This is a genomic window from Bradyrhizobium sp. 35, from assembly GCF_023073215.1.
In the GTDB taxonomy this organism is placed as follows: domain Bacteria; phylum Pseudomonadota; class Alphaproteobacteria; order Rhizobiales; family Xanthobacteraceae; genus Bradyrhizobium; species Bradyrhizobium canariense_D.
Genome location: NZ_JADPJC010000133.1, coordinates 143,559 through 158,677 on the forward strand (window position 1 = coordinate 143,559; position 15,119 = coordinate 158,677).

At 65.0% G+C, this 15,119-nt stretch carries 14 protein-coding genes and 1 pseudogene; 8 read left to right on the forward strand and 7 right to left on the reverse strand.

Annotation, left to right across the window (positions count from 1 at the left end; genetic code table 11):
* Positions 1-12 precede the first annotated feature (12 nt).
* On the reverse strand, positions 13-1,458 hold the full coding sequence (locus IVB36_RS27685) for a TAXI family TRAP transporter solute-binding subunit (RefSeq protein ID WP_018459758.1): 1,446 nt from the start codon (positions 1,456-1,458) through the stop codon (positions 13-15).
* A 154-nt stretch (positions 1,459-1,612) separates the two neighbouring features.
* Here IVB36_RS27685 and IVB36_RS27690 point away from each other — a divergent pair, with 154 nt between their 5' ends.
* A complete protein-coding gene (locus IVB36_RS27690) occupies positions 1,613-1,915 on the forward strand; it encodes a 4a-hydroxytetrahydrobiopterin dehydratase (protein WP_018459759.1) in 303 nt (100 codons plus the stop codon).
* Positions 1,916-2,006: 91 nt separating this feature from the next.
* A complete protein-coding gene (locus tag IVB36_RS27695) occupies positions 2,007-2,396 on the forward strand; it encodes a YkvA family protein (protein WP_018459760.1) in 390 nt (129 codons plus the stop codon).
* Positions 2,397-2,540: 144 nt separating this feature from the next.
* Here IVB36_RS27695 and IVB36_RS27700 read toward each other — a convergent pair whose 3' ends face one another.
* The 3 genes from IVB36_RS27700 to IVB36_RS27710 all read right to left on the reverse strand — a co-directional run bounded on the left by IVB36_RS27700 (position 2,541) and on the right by IVB36_RS27710 (position 5,950).
* Entirely contained in the window at positions 2,541-3,707 is a 1,167-nt protein-coding gene (locus tag IVB36_RS27700; protein WP_247338184.1) for a TAXI family TRAP transporter solute-binding subunit, read from the reverse strand.
* Between the two features lie 18 nt (positions 3,708-3,725).
* Complete coding sequence (locus IVB36_RS27705; RefSeq protein ID WP_247370620.1) at positions 3,726-4,769, reverse strand: hypothetical protein; 1,044 nt, start codon at positions 4,767-4,769, stop codon at positions 3,726-3,728.
* Positions 4,770-4,975: 206 nt separating this feature from the next.
* Positions 4,976-5,950: an NADPH:quinone oxidoreductase family protein gene (locus IVB36_RS27710; RefSeq protein WP_018459762.1), complete on the reverse strand. Its 975-nt coding sequence runs from the start codon at positions 5,948-5,950 to the stop codon at positions 4,976-4,978.
* Between the two features lie 214 nt (positions 5,951-6,164).
* On the opposite strand from IVB36_RS27710, the gene IVB36_RS27715 reads away from it, so the two are divergent.
* From IVB36_RS27715 to argG, 6 genes are all read left to right on the forward strand, one after another.
* Positions 6,165-7,004 carry an SDR family oxidoreductase gene (locus tag IVB36_RS27715; protein WP_018459763.1) on the forward strand — a complete coding sequence of 280 codons (840 nt, stop codon included), beginning with the start codon at positions 6,165-6,167 and terminating at the stop codon, positions 7,002-7,004.
* 117 nt (positions 7,005-7,121) lie between these two features.
* Complete coding sequence (locus tag IVB36_RS27720) at positions 7,122-7,784, forward strand: invasion associated locus B family protein (RefSeq protein WP_018459765.1); 663 nt, start codon at positions 7,122-7,124, stop codon at positions 7,782-7,784.
* 169 nt (positions 7,785-7,953) lie between these two features.
* Positions 7,954-9,156, forward strand: a complete 1,203-nt coding sequence (rlmN, locus tag IVB36_RS27725; protein WP_018459766.1) for a 23S rRNA (adenine(2503)-C(2))-methyltransferase RlmN — start codon at positions 7,954-7,956, stop codon at positions 9,154-9,156.
* Positions 9,157-9,313: 157 nt separating this feature from the next.
* Positions 9,314-9,808 carry a hypothetical protein gene (locus tag IVB36_RS27730; RefSeq protein ID WP_018459767.1) on the forward strand — a complete coding sequence of 165 codons (495 nt, stop codon included), beginning with the start codon at positions 9,314-9,316 and terminating at the stop codon, positions 9,806-9,808.
* Positions 9,809-9,864: 56 nt separating this feature from the next.
* The gene (locus tag IVB36_RS27735) at positions 9,865-10,641 is read left to right on the forward strand and encodes a phosphatase PAP2 family protein (RefSeq protein WP_018459768.1); all 777 of its coding nucleotides are present in this window, start codon (positions 9,865-9,867) and stop codon (positions 10,639-10,641) included.
* Positions 10,642-10,734: 93 nt separating this feature from the next.
* A complete protein-coding gene (gene argG, locus IVB36_RS27740) occupies positions 10,735-12,072 on the forward strand; it encodes an argininosuccinate synthase (protein ID WP_018459769.1) in 1,338 nt (445 codons plus the stop codon).
* A gap of 77 nt (positions 12,073-12,149) precedes the next feature.
* On the opposite strand, the pseudogene IVB36_RS40290 reads toward argG, so the two are convergent.
* From IVB36_RS40290 to IVB36_RS27760, 3 genes and pseudogenes are all read right to left on the reverse strand, one after another.
* A pseudogene (locus tag IVB36_RS40290) lies at positions 12,150-14,151 on the reverse strand (OmpA family protein).
* 185 nt (positions 14,152-14,336) lie between these two features.
* Positions 14,337-14,579, reverse strand: a complete 243-nt coding sequence (locus IVB36_RS27755; protein WP_018459772.1) for a hypothetical protein — start codon at positions 14,577-14,579, stop codon at positions 14,337-14,339.
* A complete protein-coding gene (locus tag IVB36_RS27760; protein ID WP_018459773.1) occupies positions 14,579-15,064 on the reverse strand; it encodes a pyridoxamine 5'-phosphate oxidase family protein in 486 nt (161 codons plus the stop codon). Before IVB36_RS27760 ends, IVB36_RS27755 begins: the two co-directional genes overlap by 1 nt.
* Positions 15,065-15,119 lie beyond the last annotated feature (55 nt).

Sequence of the window (15,119 nt, forward strand, 5' to 3'; positions counted from 1 at the left end):
ACGCGCGAGCGCTTACGCGTTGCCAGCGGCCCGGAATTGGGCACCGGCGCGCTGCAGGTTCTGCGGCAGGCTGAACAGCACCGCCTTGCGGTCGGCAACCGCCGCATGGAACTGGTCGAGCGCGATGTTGAAGGCGGTGAGCGCACCTTCCTCGATCGCGCCGTGGTCGTAGCAGCGCAGCGTATCGCGCAGGATCTCGTCGGCCTCGGTCTGCATCTGATCGAGATCTTCGGTCGTTTCGCTCTTTCGAGCGGCGGTGATCATGTCGAGCAGCCGCTCGCGCAGATGGCTGTTGTTGTCGCGCTCGTCCTTCTTCAGATAGCCCGCAAACCAGGCGCCGATCGAGCCCATGGCCGAGAGCGCCATCAGGGTCCACCAGATGTAATCGCTGTATCTGTCGAGGAAGGTCTTTTCTTCGCCGTCGACGAAAGCGGCGGCGCCGGGATGCACGGGAATCACCGCATCCTTGTCGGTGTCGGGCGTTTCGATCTTCGCCGCCAGCGGGAATTCCGTCACCAATTGCTGGCGTACGGAGAAAAGCTGGCGCGTGAACGCCGCGATGGTGGTTTCGGACACTGCTTTGCGCGCCACGATGTGGTGCGAGAAGCTGATGGTCTTGACCTCGTCATCGGGACGATCGGGCGAGCCGCCGTAAGTGCCCGCGGGAATCTCGGCCGCTTCATAGACCGGATGGTTCTGGGCGATCGCATCCGCGGAATCGATCGCGAGAAAGGTCGGCGTGCCGAAATCCTTGGTGGAAGCGGCGATCGCCTCCGCCGTGATCTTGCTGTTGACGGGACCGGCCGCGAGATAGGCATCAGCCCTCTGCGCCTTGATCGCTTCGACGGCTTCGGTTGCCGGGTATTGCACGATCTCGACCTTGGCGGGATCGACACCGTATTGCTGCAGGATCACCTTGAGCAAATTGACGTTGGCCTGGGTGCGGCCGACCACGCCGACCCGATGTCCGGCGAGCTGCGCGATCTTGGTGATCTTCGCGCCCTTCTTCTTGCCCTTGCCGGACACGGACCATAGCGCCACGACGTTCTTGCGCAGGGTCGCAACCGCTTGCGCGTTCTTCGGTACGTCGACGTCGCCGCGCACAATGGCAAGATCGGCCTTGCCTTCCGCGAGCAGATTGGCGCTGGCGGTGGCGCCGTCGGTCTGGATCGGGCGCAACCGCACAGAACTCTTATGCTGCGCGAAGGCCTGGGTCAGTGCCTGCACGACCTTGACGTCATCGCTGTTGGCGGGGCCGACCGCGATCTTCAGCGTCACCGGCCGCATGGCAAAGTAATAGCCGCCGGCGAGCGCGCCAACGATCGCGAGCACCAGCGCGAGAGTCACGAGCGCCGTCTTCCGCGCCGATGATCGCGGCGAGGGCGGGGTGGGCGCTTCGGCCAGGTCCAATCCCCCGGTCATCGATCTCCCGAACATTCGCTTGAGGCTCAGTTTCATCTTGGCCGGCGGTTTACGCCTGCAAGTGTAGCAAATTTCTTGTCCGGCAGGGTTACATCTCCGTCATGGTTAGCGGATGGGGTCCAATCCCGTATGAACCCGGGGCGTCAGTGCGGTGTTAGGGTAAAGTTCCCCTGAAAGGACGGAGGCGAGGATGACAGAACGGCTCTCGGCGGAGGCACGCAGGCAGGCGCTGGGCGAACTACCTGGCTGGACCGAGGCTCAAGGACGCGAGGCGATCGGGAAAACCTTTGTCTTCAAGGATTTCAACGAGGCGTTCGGCTTCATGACCCGCGCGGCACTGGTCGCCGAGAAGATGGACCACCACCCCGAATGGCGCAATGTCTACAAAACGGTGGAGGTGGTGCTGTCGACCCATGACGCCGGCGGCGTCACCGCGCTCGACATCGAGCTCGCCAAGGCGATGAACGCCATCGCCAAGCTGACACCAGGCTGACGTCTTGCAGGGGAAGGCCGCGTCCCCATCTTGTGATCAGCACGGGATGCGGCGATCTGCCACCCAGGCTGGAACGGGGAGTTTGTCGAACATGGCTGCCGAACACAGCGTCGGTTTCGAGCCCGCCGACCGGCTCGCGGAAGATCGTGAGAGCGTGCGCCGCCGCTTCTGGCGCAAGCTGAAGCGTGTCGCCGCGCATCTGCCGTTCGCGGAGGATCTGCTCGCGGCCTATTACTGCGCGTTCGACCGCCAGACGCCACGCCATGTCCAGGCCTCGCTGCTCGGGGCGATCGCCTATTTCATCCTGCCGTTTGATTTCGTTCCCGACGTGATGCCGATCCTCGGCTTCACCGATGACGCCGCCGTACTCGCCACCGCGATCCGCATGGTTGCCAGCCACATCACGAACGAGCATCGCGAAGCCGCCCGCGCCGCGCTGAAGCGCGGGGTGGATGAGGTGGAGCCGGAAGCCGCGCAATAGCTGTCGCCGCATACTCCGCTGTCATTCCTCGCGATGGTGCGGAATCCAGCACGCCGCGGCCTTCCGATTGAACCATAACCGTCTCGGAATGCTGGATCGCCGCCTTCGCGGGCGATGACAGCTGTATGTGTGGATGACTGCTCGCTACTTCTTCTCCGCCTGCGCCTGGGCCTGGGCCTTTTCGGCGTCCCACGCCTGGAATTGCTTGAACAGCGTTTCCTTGTCCGCGTCGGACACTTTTGCGGCCGAGGGGCTCTGTCGCAGGAACGCCTCGAAGCGTTGCCGCGTCACCGGTTCGACGCCGTGGCGGTCGAGCCATTGCTGCGCCACCGGCAATCTGTTCCAGCCCGCCAGGGGCGCCGCGAGCGAGACCTCCTTCCACTTTGGATGGAAGGGCGGGTTCTGCAGCGTCGGGAATTTCGTGAAGAACGCGTCCACGTACAGTGCAAGCTTGCGGTAGCGCTCGGTGTTGGGCGCCCAGTTGTAGGCCGCGAGCACGGCCGGCACCGCGATGGTGTCCACGCTCTCGCCCTCCTTGACCAGGTTCGGATAGTCCTTGGCGGTCAGCGTCGCCGGCAGATAGTCGCTCTGGAGGGGCTTTGCATAATCCACGGTCGCAAGGTGGAAGCGGCCGTCATTGCCGAAGGTCGAAACGGACTTGTACGGTTTGCCGCCGACCACGATGACGGCGTCGATCTCGCCGGCCTTCAGTTTCTCCATCGCGATGCGCTGCTCGACATAAACGAATTTCGCCTTGATCCCGAGCCGCTCGAACACGGTGAGCGCGGTGACGAAGGTGCCGCCGTTGGGCAGATCGACGCTTACAGTTTTGCCTTCCAGATCCTTGAGTGTCGCGACCGATTTTGGCGCGATCACCTGCATCTCTTCGTTGTAGAGCTTCGTCACATAGGTGAATTGCTTCTTGATGTCCTTGGCAAAACCTTTGCGCTCGAGATAGTCGAGCGTATCCGCGCGGACGATTCCGAGATCGACGCCTTGCAGGAACAGGATGTCGGCAACGCTCTGCACCGAACCTCGGCCGACGATTGGCAACACACGAATCCTGTTGCCGTCGTCGAGCACGGAGGCGAGGTCGGCGCCGAATTGCACATAGGTGCCGCCGATCGTGCCGGTGATCAACGTCACGGTGTTGGCGTTCAGCGACTGCTTGGTCGAGGTCGAACCGAACTGGAAGATGGCTTTCAGGCTGTCAGAGACCTTGGCCGGATCATATTCGGTCTGCTCCGCGCGTGCCGCGAAGGCATAGATCATCATGATGGCGGCAAGCGCCATTCTCAAAGCATTACGCATGATATCCCCTAAAGAGTTCTAGTTCTGAAGCTGGGCGAGGCGTTGCCGCGCCTCCGCCGATCCAAGGCCTGCGGCCTTTTGGTACCAGTCGCGCGCGGCGGTCGCGTCGGCAGCAACGCGCCGCGCGTCGCTCGTGCCCAGCACCGCCGGGTCATAGGTTTGCGCGAGCAGAAATGCAGCCGTTGCATCCTGTGCATTGGCGGCCCGTTCGAGCAGCAGGCGCGCCGCGGCAATGTCGCCGACCGCCAACAGACCGTTCGCGCGCGCCATCAGCCCAGCCAGTGTGTCGGCATCGAGCGTCTTAGCGGGCGGTGGGGGCGCAGGCGGCGCCGCGACTGGCCCGGGCGCCTGGGCTTGCAGCGCGGTTTGATAGGCAGTCGCAATCGCTTCGCGGCTCGGAGCTGAGGCTGCGGGGAGATCCTGCGCGTCAGCGCTCGCCAGCCTTGTGTTGCTCAAGCGCGCCGGGTCCTTGTACGCGGTCTGAGGCCTGTCCGGCACGTTGGCCGACGCCATGGCCTGGTCCAGCTCGGCACCCGTCGGGCCGGCAGCGTCGGCGGCGAAGAGATTGCGGAGACTGGGCTGATACAGCGCGGCCGCAACGGCCAGCGTGGATGCGATGAGAACCGCCGCGAGAACACGCGGGACAATTCTGAGCCGGGGACCCAACGCCCGCGCCGTATATTCGCCTGACTCCGGCACACCGAGCGGATCGGACAGGAACAGTGGAATTGGATCTTCCGGTGACAGATCGAGCCGCGCGGCGCGCGCACGGATATAGGACGCGACGGCCGGATGTGATGCAGCTTGATCGGAATCGAACGATCTCGATTCCCTGGACGGGCGGTACGCCGTCGTCTCCATGGTGATGCTCCCCACTACTAACGCAACGCTGGGGCATCCCGGCTTCAGTCTTTTTGTTGTTGTCCAGAAATGCCCCGCAAACTGGAGCCGGTAAATCGCCGTCTGAATCAGCCCAAAAAACGTCGGCGGCTTGCGCGAATCGGGAGATATTTGGGTTTGATTGAGGCGAGGCGGAGGAATGCCCCGCAATTTTGTCGACAATGGTTGACGGGGATTGACCCGGCGGCGGCGCGGACACTGCCTGTCCCGCGCTCGCGGTCATTCCCCGCGAAGGCGGGAAACCAGTACGCCGCGGCTTCTCGATTCAATGACTGACGTCTCGGAGTACTGGTCGCCCGGTCAAGCCGGGCGATGACAGTTGAGCTCGTGGCGAGCGGCCGTACCGACACACGTCGTGCCGCATAGCCTCACGGATGCAGGATCACTTTGCCCATCGCCTGGCGTCCGGCGAGCACCTTGAGCGCATCCGCCGTCTGCGCCAGCGGGAAGACGCGATCGACATGCGAGGAGATCTTTCCTTCCGCTGTCCACTTCACGAGCTTCTCGAGATTGGCGCGGTTCTTTTCCGGGTTGAGCCGGGTCCAGGCGCCCCAGAACACGCCGCGGATATCGCAGCCCTTCAGCAGCGCGAGGTTCAGCGGCATCTTCGGAATGTCGCCGGCGGCGAAGCCGATCACGAGGAAGCGGCCTTCCCAGGCAATCGAGCGCAGGGCCTGCTCGGCATAGGTGCCACCAACCGGATCGAAGATGATGTCGACGCCCTTGCCGCCCGTAAGCTTTCGCAGGCCTTCCTTCAAATCTTCCTTGCCGTAATTGAGCGCGAGTTCTGCGCCGTGCGCCTTCGCGAATTCGAGCTTCTCGTCCGACGAGGCGCAGGCGATCACCTTCAGGCCCATCAGCTTGCCGAGCTCGCACGCGGCAAGTCCGGTGCCGCCGGCGGCGCCGAGCACCGCGAGCGTCTCGCCCGGCTTCGGGCTCGCGCGATCTTCCAGCGCATGCAGCGCGGTGCCGTAGATGATGATGATGCCGGCCGCGCGGTCATAATCGAGATTGTCGGGGATCTTCACGATCGATGCCGCCGGCAGCGCGATCTTTTCGCGCGCGCCGTTGTGGCCGCAGGAGGCGACGACGCGATCGCCGATCTTCAGATCAGTCACGCCGGGACCGATGCTCTCGATCACCCCAGCCACTTCGGCGGCCGGCGAGAACGGGAATGGCGGCTTGATCTGGTACTTGCCTTGAATCATCAGGATGTCGAAGAAGTTCAGCGCCGCAGCCTTGATCGCGATCACGGCTTCGCCGGGACCGGCCACCGGATCCGGCACGTCGGCCAGAACGAGATCGTCGGGCTGGCAATATTGCGAGCAGAGGATGGCTTTCATGGCGGCACCTTCTTGAGAAGTGAAGTACTGGGCGTTTCGAGTGGATTTATAGTTTGCCCGTTTCTGCCGGATTTAGGTGCGGGCGACAATCCGGTTTCTTTGTCAGTTGGAACGCAGGAGCCTATCCTCCCGTCATTGGGAGCGTAGCGAAGCCTATTTCCGCGGTACGGTTTCCCGCTGCGCGCGCAACGACGAAACAAGAAGGATTCAAACCATGTTTGAAACAGGCCTGCTCAAGGACAAGCGCATCCTCGTCACCGGCGGCGGTTCGGGCCTCGGTGCTGCAATGGCGCACCGTTTCCTCGCGCTCGGCGCCGAGCTCGTGATCTGCGGCCGCAAGCTCGATCGGCTCGAGGCGGCGGCGAGCAAGATGCGCGAAGAGAACGGCGGCAAGGTCACCACGATCGCCTGCGATATCCGAGACGGCACCGCCGTCGAGAGCATGATGGACGCGATCTGGCGCGGGGCGCCGCTCGATATTCTCGTCAACAATGCGGCTGCGACTTTCATCGCGCAGAGTGAGCATCTCTCATTCCGCGCCGCGGATGCGATTCTCGCGCCGACCCTGCATGGTGCGATGTATTGCACGCTTGCCGCCGGCAAGCGCTGGATCGACGGCAAGCATGGCGGCGTCGTGCTCTCGATCCTCTCGACCTCGACCATCACCGGTCGCGCCTTCACCGTGCCGTCGGCGATGGCGAAGTCGGCCGTGTTGGCGATGACCAAAAGTCTCGCCGTGGAATGGGGCCCGAAGGGAATCCGCACCGTCGCGATCGCGCCGGGACCGTTCCCGACCGCCGGCGCCTCGGGCCAGCTCCGCCCCGAGGGTCGCGACGAAGGGTGGGCCGCGCGCAACCCGATGGGACGAGCCGGCGAGCACCCCGAGCTTGCCGACCTCGCCAGCTTCCTAGTCTCCGACCGTGCCGGCTACATCAACGGCGAGATGGTGGTGATCGACGGTGGCGCGCATTTGCGCAGCTCCGGCGTCGAGGATTTGTTGCGCTGGACCGATGCGCAATGGGCGGAGCAACGCGCGGCGCGATCCAGGGCCTAGTCGCCGCGACCTTCGCTAACTGCCTTCCCAAATTGGACTTTCCCGGCTATCCCTGCCCCGGGGACAATGCGCGACCGGGCCATCTTCCAGTCACAATATTGAGGGAACCACTCCAGCATGTGGCGGGTGCTGATTTTAGCTTTGATGACGGGCGTGGCGGCCTGTGGAATCATCGATTCCGCGCGGGCGCAGACGGCGCAGCCTGCGCCCAAGACTGCACCGAAAGAGGCCGCGCCGAAACCGGCCGCGCCGGCGGCCAATACGACCGGAAAGACGGCTGCAAAGCCCGAGAGCAAGCCGGCGGCCCCGCACGCGGCGGTTGCCGGCGGCGCGGAGCCAACCCTGATCGGTCAGTTCGGCACCTGGGGCGCCTATTCGGCCGCGCCCAACGGCAAAAAGGTCTGCTTCGCGCTGGCCAAGCCGTCGTCGTCGAAGACCAACCCGCCGAATCGGCCGCGCGATCCTGCCTATGCCTTCGTCTCCACCCGCCCGGCGGAGAAGGTCAACAACGAAGTCTCGGTCATGATCGGCTATGCGCTGAAGCCGGGCTCTGAATCCTCGGTCGAGGTGGGCGGCGCCGCTTTCGCCATGTACTCGCAGGGCGACGGTCTCTGGATCAAGAACGCGGCCGAGGAAGAGCGGATGGTCGAGGCCATGCGCAAATCCGCCGATCTCGTGGTCAAGGGCATGTCGTCCAAGGGGACCGAGACCACCGACACCTTTTCGCTGAAGGGCCTTGCCCAGGCGCTCGACAAGATCGCGCAGGATTGCAGGCGTTAAGCCTGCGGTCGATAAGGTCGCAATCGGCCGTTCCGGTTGCTATATAGGGCGCGTTCCAGATTTTCTCCCGTCATTCCGGGGCGATGCGTAGCATCGAACTCGGAATCTCGAGGTTCCGGGTTTAGTCCTTTGGACCATCCCAGAACGACCACCTAAATCAGGCCATTCCATGCAACCGACGACCGAGCCGCACAACGCAACACTGGTGGAGAAGACTCCGCTCGAGACCTATGTGCCGCCGGCGAGGCCCTCGCTGATCGGCCTGTCGCGCACCGAGCTTGCCGATCGCCTCGGCGAGATCGGCGTTGCACCGGCGCAGCGCAAGATGCGCGTGCAGCAGCTGTGGCACTGGATGTATTTCCGTGGCGCCCAGAATTTCGAAGAGATGACGTCGGTCTCGAAGGGCATTCGTGCCGAGCTCGCGCAACATTTCACCGTCGACCGGCCCGAAGTCGTGGCCGAGCAGATCTCCAACGACGGCACCCGCAAATGGCTGCTGCGGCTGCCGAGCGGCGACAATGTCGAGCGGGCGCATGAAGTCGAGTGCGTCTACATCCCCGAAACCGATCGCGGCACGTTGTGTGTGTCCTCCCAGGTCGGCTGCACGCTGAACTGCTCGTTCTGCCACACCGGCACGCAGCGCCTGGTGCGCAATCTCACCGCCGGGGAGATCGTCGGACAGGTGATGGTGGCGCGCGATCGTCTGAATGATTGGGCCGATCGCGAAGACGGTACGCGCCGCGTCACCAACATCGTGATGATGGGCATGGGCGAGCCGCTCTACAATTTCGACGCGGTGCGCGACGCGCTGCTGATCGTCGGCGACAACGAAGGCATCGGCATCTCCCGCCGCCGCATCACGCTGTCGACCTCGGGTGTGGTCCCGAATATCGTGCGCGCGGGCGAGGAGATTGGAGTGATGCTCGCGATCTCGCTGCATGCGGTGCGCGACGAGCTGCGTAACGAGCTGGTGCCGCTCAACCGCAAATATCCGATCAAGGAATTGCTGCAGGCCTGCCGCGACTATCCCGGCGCCTCGAACGCGCGCCGCATCACCTTCGAATATGTGATGCTCAAGGGCGTCAACGATTCGCTCGACGATGCCAAGCTGCTGGTGAAGATGCTCAAGGGCATTCACGCCAAGATCAATCTGATCCCGTTCAACCCCTGGCCCGGCACCGCCTATGAGTGCTCGGACTGGGACCAGATCGAAAAATTCTCCGAATACGTCTTCAACGCCGGCTATTCCTCGCCGGTGCGCACTCCGCGCGGCCGCGACATCCTCGCCGCCTGCGGCCAGCTCAAGTCGGAGACGGAAAAGCTCTCGGCCCGTGAACGCCAGACGCTGCGGGCCATGGCGATGACGGATTGATATTGATGATGGCGACGCTCTCAACGCCCGTCATGGCCGGGCTTGACCCGGCCATCCACGTCGAGCCACGAGAGAGCAAGTCGTGGATGCCCGGGTCAAGCCCGGGCATGACGATTGTGGATGTGGCGACGCCGTCAGTCACCAATTCGTTCCCATCATGTCCCTGATCGGCCGCCTCGTCGTCATCTTCATCGGCTTCCTCGCCGCCTGTTTCGTCGGCGGCATGATCGTTGTCGTCGCGCTGTTGTTTCCGGAGTTCGCCGATCTCGGCGCCGGTCCCGTCGATCAGGGCACGATCGATATCCTGCTCGGGTTCGGCTTCATCTTCGTCTCGGGCTTTGCGCTGGTGCCGGCGGCGGTGATCGTGGCGATCACCGAGGCGCTCTACATCCGCAGCGCGCTCGCCTATGCCGTGGGCGGAGGCGTCGTGGGGCTCGCCTGCTATCTCGGCCTGGTCCCGTTTCATTCCGACACGCTGCAATTCGAAGGCATTGTGCGGCGGCATCTGGAGATCATGACCGGCGCGGGCATCGTCGCCGGCGTCGTCTACTGGCTGATCGCCGGCCGCAATGCCGGCGCTTGGCGCAATCCGCCGCCTGCGCGCCAACCGCCTCCGCCGCTGCCGTCGAATTCGCGGCCGGATGCGCGGTGACTTTCTGACTTGTCACGGGGTTTTCATCCCTTTCCCACTGGGCTAAACCGCGCGCCATGAACCGGACTGGACTCTTCATCGCCCTGGCGCTGTGGCTCGTGATCGGCGTCGTTTTCGGCCTCTATCCCGAGCTTGATCTCAAGCTCGCCGCGCTGTTCTTCGACCCTGAGACGAAAACGTTTCCGCTCAAGCTGAACGGTTGGGCCGGCTTCGCGCGCGACGCCGCGATGTGGGTCGCCTGGGCGTTCGTGCTGCCTGCGCTGATCGCGCTCGTGGTCAAGATGGTCCGGCCCGACCGCCCGCTGATGGTATCCGGTCGCGCGATCGTCTTCCTGCTGGTCACGATCATCATGTCGGCCGGCATCCTCACCAATCTCGCCTTCAAGTCCTATTGGGGCCGGCCGCGCCCGGTGGTGGTGACGCAGTTCGCCGGCGACCAGCAATTCGTGCCGTGGTGGGATCCGCGCGGGGGCTGCGCGCGCAACTGCTCGTTCTTCTCGGGCGAGGGCGCGACCGCGTTCTGGACGCTGGCGCCGGCCGCACTGGCACCGCCGGCGTGGCGACCGCTCGCTTATGCCGGAGCCGTGGTGTTCGGCCTCGTGACCAGCGGGCTGCGGATGGCCTTTGGCGGCCATTTCTTCACCGACGTGTCGATCGCCGGCCTCGTCACCTTCGTCGTGATCTGGTTTGCCTACGCGCTGATTTACCGCTGGCCGCGGACCCGGTTTTCCGACGAGGCGGTCGATGCCGCCCTGACTCGGCTGAACATGCCCGCTTACCGGCTCCGCCAGCGCCTGTTCGGACGCAAGACGGGTGCCGAGCCGTCAGTTTGAGCCATTAAAGGGGTGCCGAGCCCCGCGAAATTTGATATTCGCGCGGTCAACCCGTGAAACGACATCAGCCCTTCGAGACCGATTGGAAGCCCCATGACCACGATCCTGAAAAGCCTGCCCAAGGGGGAGAAAGTCGGCATCGCTTTTTCGGGCGGCCTCGATACCAGCGCGGCGCTGCTCTGGATGAAGCAGAAGGGCGCGCGCTGCTACGCCTATACCGCCAATCTCGGCCAGCCGGATGAGGCCGATTACAACGAGATCCCGCGCAAGGCGATGGAGTTCGGCGCGGAGAAAGCGCTGCTGGTCGATTGCCGCACGCAGCTCGTCCACGAAGGCATCGCCGCTATCCAGTCCGGCGCCTTTCATATCTCGACCGGCGGCATCACCTATTTCAACACCACGCCGCTCGGGCGCGCCGTCACCGGCACGATGCTGGTCGCGGCGATGAAGGAGGACGGCGTCAACATCTGGGGCGACGGCTCGACGTTCAAGGGCAACGACATCGAGCGCTTCTATCGCTACGGCCTCCTGACCAATCCGGGCCTGCGCATCTACAAGCCCTGGCTCGACCAGCAGTTCATTGACGAGCTCGGCGGCCGCGCCGAGATGTCGGCGTTCATGACGGCGCAGGGCTTTGCCTACAAGATGAGCGCCGAGAAGGCGTATTCGACCGACAGCAATCTGCTCGGCGCGACGCACGAGGCCAAGGATCTTGAAAGTCTCGACAGCGGCATCAAGATCGTCAACCCGATCATGGGCGTGCCGTTCTGGCGTGACGACTGCAACGTCAAGGCCGAGAAGGTTGTGGTGCGTTTCGAGGAAGGCCAGCCGGTCGCGCTGAACGGCCAGACCTTCTCTGATCCCGTCGCGCTGTTCCTCGAAGCTAACGCCATCGGCGGCCGCCACGGCCTCGGCATGAGCGACCAAATCGAGAACCGCATCATCGAGGCCAAGAGCCGCGGCATCTATGAAGCGCCCGGTATGGCGCTGCTGCACATCGCCTATGAGCGCCTCGTCACCGGCATCCACAACGAAGACACCATCGAGCAGTACCGCATCAGCGGCATGCGCCTCGGACGCCTGCTCTACCAGGGCCGCTGGTTCGATTCGCAGGCCCTGATGTTGCGCGAGACCGCGCAGCGCTGGGTCGCGCGCGCCGTCACCGGCGAGGTCTCGCTCGAGCTGCGCCGTGGCAACGACTACTCGATCCTCAACACCGAAAGCCCGAACCTCACCTATGCGCCGGAGCGGCTCAGCATGGAGAAGGTCGAGGACGCGGCGTTCACGCCGGCCGATCGCATCGGTCAGCTCACCATGCGCAACCTCGACATCAACGATACCCGCGCCAAGCTGAAGCTCTACAGCGACACGGGCCTGCTCTCGGGCAGCGAAGGCTCGCAGATCTTCCGGCTGGAGAGCGACAAGAGCTGACACGCTCCATCCGGGCTACGAAACAAAACAAAAAATGGCCGGGATTGCTCCCGGCCATTTTGCATTTGTGTGTCGCCTCAGCGCGGCGGCGCGGTGCCGGGCGGGGGCGGCGGCAGCGAGGCCTGGCCGCCGTTGAGCAACGGCGTGATGTTGCGGACGGTGACGCGCCGGTTGATCGCGCTCGGTCCTTGCGTCTGCTCCTTCAGGTACTGCTCGCCATAGCCTTGCGACGTCAGGTTTTCAGACGGCACACCGAATTGCTGGGTCAGCAATTCGGCCGCGGACTGCGCACGACGGTCCGACAATGACAAATTGTCGACGTCGTTGCCGACCGCGTCGGTGTGACCTTCGATCAGGAACACCACGCGCGGGTTGGCCTGGATCGCACGGTTGAGACCGTCCGCGATCGACTGCAGCTTCGCCGCCTGGTCCGGTGGGATGGTCCACGATCCGGTCTCGAAGTTGATCGTGTTGAGGTCGATGCTCGGCATTTGCATGCGAACATTCGGGCTGTAGCGGATCTCGTCGAGCGTGTAGCGACGGTTGATCCGCTGCACCGGCGGCGCCACCATCGTCTCGTAGATCACGTCCGGCGAGGCCTCCTGGGCGTCGACGATATAGCGATCGTAGGGCATGTTGACGACGGGCGGCGGCGCGTCGACATAGAAACCGCCGACCGACTGCGGATCGCGGTAGCTGTTGTCGATGATGACGAGCTCGCGCCCGGCCGGGTCCCTGCGGATTCGCCGCAGCAGCCGACCGTCCTGACCTACAACGGTAATGATCTCGCTGCCGTCGGGACGGATCACCACGGTGCGGGTATCGGCGCCGACAGTTTCGGTGCGGATGTCGCGGGCGCCATAGCGGAAGCGATAGAGATCGTTGCCGCGGACGTAGGTCTGCCCACCCGGATCGCGGATGATGATGCGGTCCGGCTCGGTGTAGACGGTGCGGCCGCCTTCGACCGACTCGCGGCGCTGGTTGCGGTAGTCGGCGATGGTGGCGCCGATCACGGCACCGGCGACGACACCTGCACCGATCGCGAGCGGCGTCAGGTCACGCTGCGGCGGACGCGGCGGTGGCGGCAGGGGCGTGGTCGTCGTGGGCGCGGCGCGGAACGCCGGCGCAACCGTGGGCGCCGCGTATTGCGCCCTGTTGGGCGGCGGGGTCGCAGCCGCCGAGCCCGGCACGGTGCTCGGTGCAGCGGCGCCGGCGGGGGGAGCCGGCGGCCGGGGCGGGGCGCCTGCCTGCGGCTGGGTCGGCGGAGCTCCGGCAGCGGGTGCACCAGCAGGAGGCGCACCACCCTGGCGTCCAGGGGGCGGTGTCACGGCGCCACCGGGGGCCGGCGTCGTTGTCGGAGCCGGAGTTGCACTAGGCGCAGGAGGCGAACCTGGACGGCCGGGCGGCGGCGTCGGAGTGCCACCGGGAGTCGGCGTGGCCGTCGGCGCGGGCGTGGCGCCTGGAGCAGGTGACCCTGCAGCCGGGGGCGCACCAGGACGTCCGCCGGGAGGCGGCGTACCGGGGCGGCCAGTCGGCGGCGTGCCCGGCGTGCTGCCTGGAGCCGGCGTCGCGGTCGGCGCAGGAGTCGCCGTCGGTGACGGTGTGGCTGCAGGTGCAGCCGGAGCACCCGGTCGCGCGGTCGGAGCGGCCGGCGCAGGCGACGGTGTTGCCGTGGGCGCCGGCGCTGGGCGTCCCTGCGGAGTTGCTGCCGCAGGCGGCGTCGGTGCGTGCTGCGGAGCCGCGGCGGACGGCGGTGCTGGCGGCGGGGGAGCCGGGCGCGCGGAAGGCGGTGCCGGAGGCGGCGGTGTCGGCGCGTGCTGTTGCGGAGCCGCAGCCGGGGGCGGCGCAGGTTGCTTCAGCTGCGGGCGGCGGTGCGGCCGGGCGCGCGGGCGCCGCAGGCGGCGCGGCCGCTGGTGGTCCCTTCGGCGGCTGCTTCGGTTTTCCGTCAGGGCCGGTCTCTTGTGGCTGCGCCTGCGCGACGACAAGCGGCGGCGCGCCTTGTGCATGCGATGCGGAGCTTGCGAATTGCATCGCGGTCAGAGCCGTGGTGGCAAGCAGCACGAAACGAAGGTTGGTCATGTGGTGAACTTCCCCGGAAGGTTCTTTGACGAAGTGTTCGGATGAACAGCTACGCGTTAGGCCGGATTGTGGCGGACGAAGCGGACGCGGCCCGATTTATTTCTGCACGCAAATCACCTCACTATGGTGACGTTCATTGCGCATTCAGACGCAGGTTGCAATTGCCTCGGATCTGATGCGTCGCCTCATGCGCGATCCCGCGGCGGACTTGCATCCGTCGCGGGATTCGGCGTGAGCGGTCCGTTCGGTCCGCGTGATGGAATCTCTTCAGGCATGCGGCCCGGCAATTCGTCGGGCGGCGCTGGCGAGCCGGGCTCGCGCACCGGCGGTGCGATTTCAGGCTGCGGATTGCTCGGCGGAATCCCCGGCGGCGGTTCGGTGGGCGTACCGGGCGTCGACGGCGGTATCTCGGGCGGCTCGATCGGCATTACATAGAGACCTTGCGGTTGTCGCCGAGATCGGGGCGCGTGTTCGTCACCGCCGCGGCCGCCATCTTCACATAGGAAATCACGGTGCCGGGCGAGTCCCAGAACTCGGCATCGTCAGGCGTGACCTTGAGCACGCGGATGTTCGGATCTTCCGCAGAGTCCCACCACGCCTTGGCCGGCGTCGAGAACAGCTCCTTGATCTTGGCACGGTCATTGGAGATCATTGCGGTGCCCGTCAGCGACACGTATTTCTGGCTGCCGGCATCTGCGAACGACAGGTTGATGGACGGATTGCGCGCGATCTCCTCGTCCTTGTGACGCCGCGCGTCGGTGAGGAAATAAATCGTGTTCGCGTTGCGGTCGAGATAGGCGCTCATCGGCCGCGCGCGGAGCTTGTCGCCATCGCGCGTCACCAGCATCGCGAATCCGATCGTCTTCATCAGATCCCATACGCGGTCGACGTCGCGGGCATTGTCGTTGGCCATGTCGTGCTCCTTCTTGCAAGGGACGACAACGGCGCGCGCGGAACGAGGTTCCGGC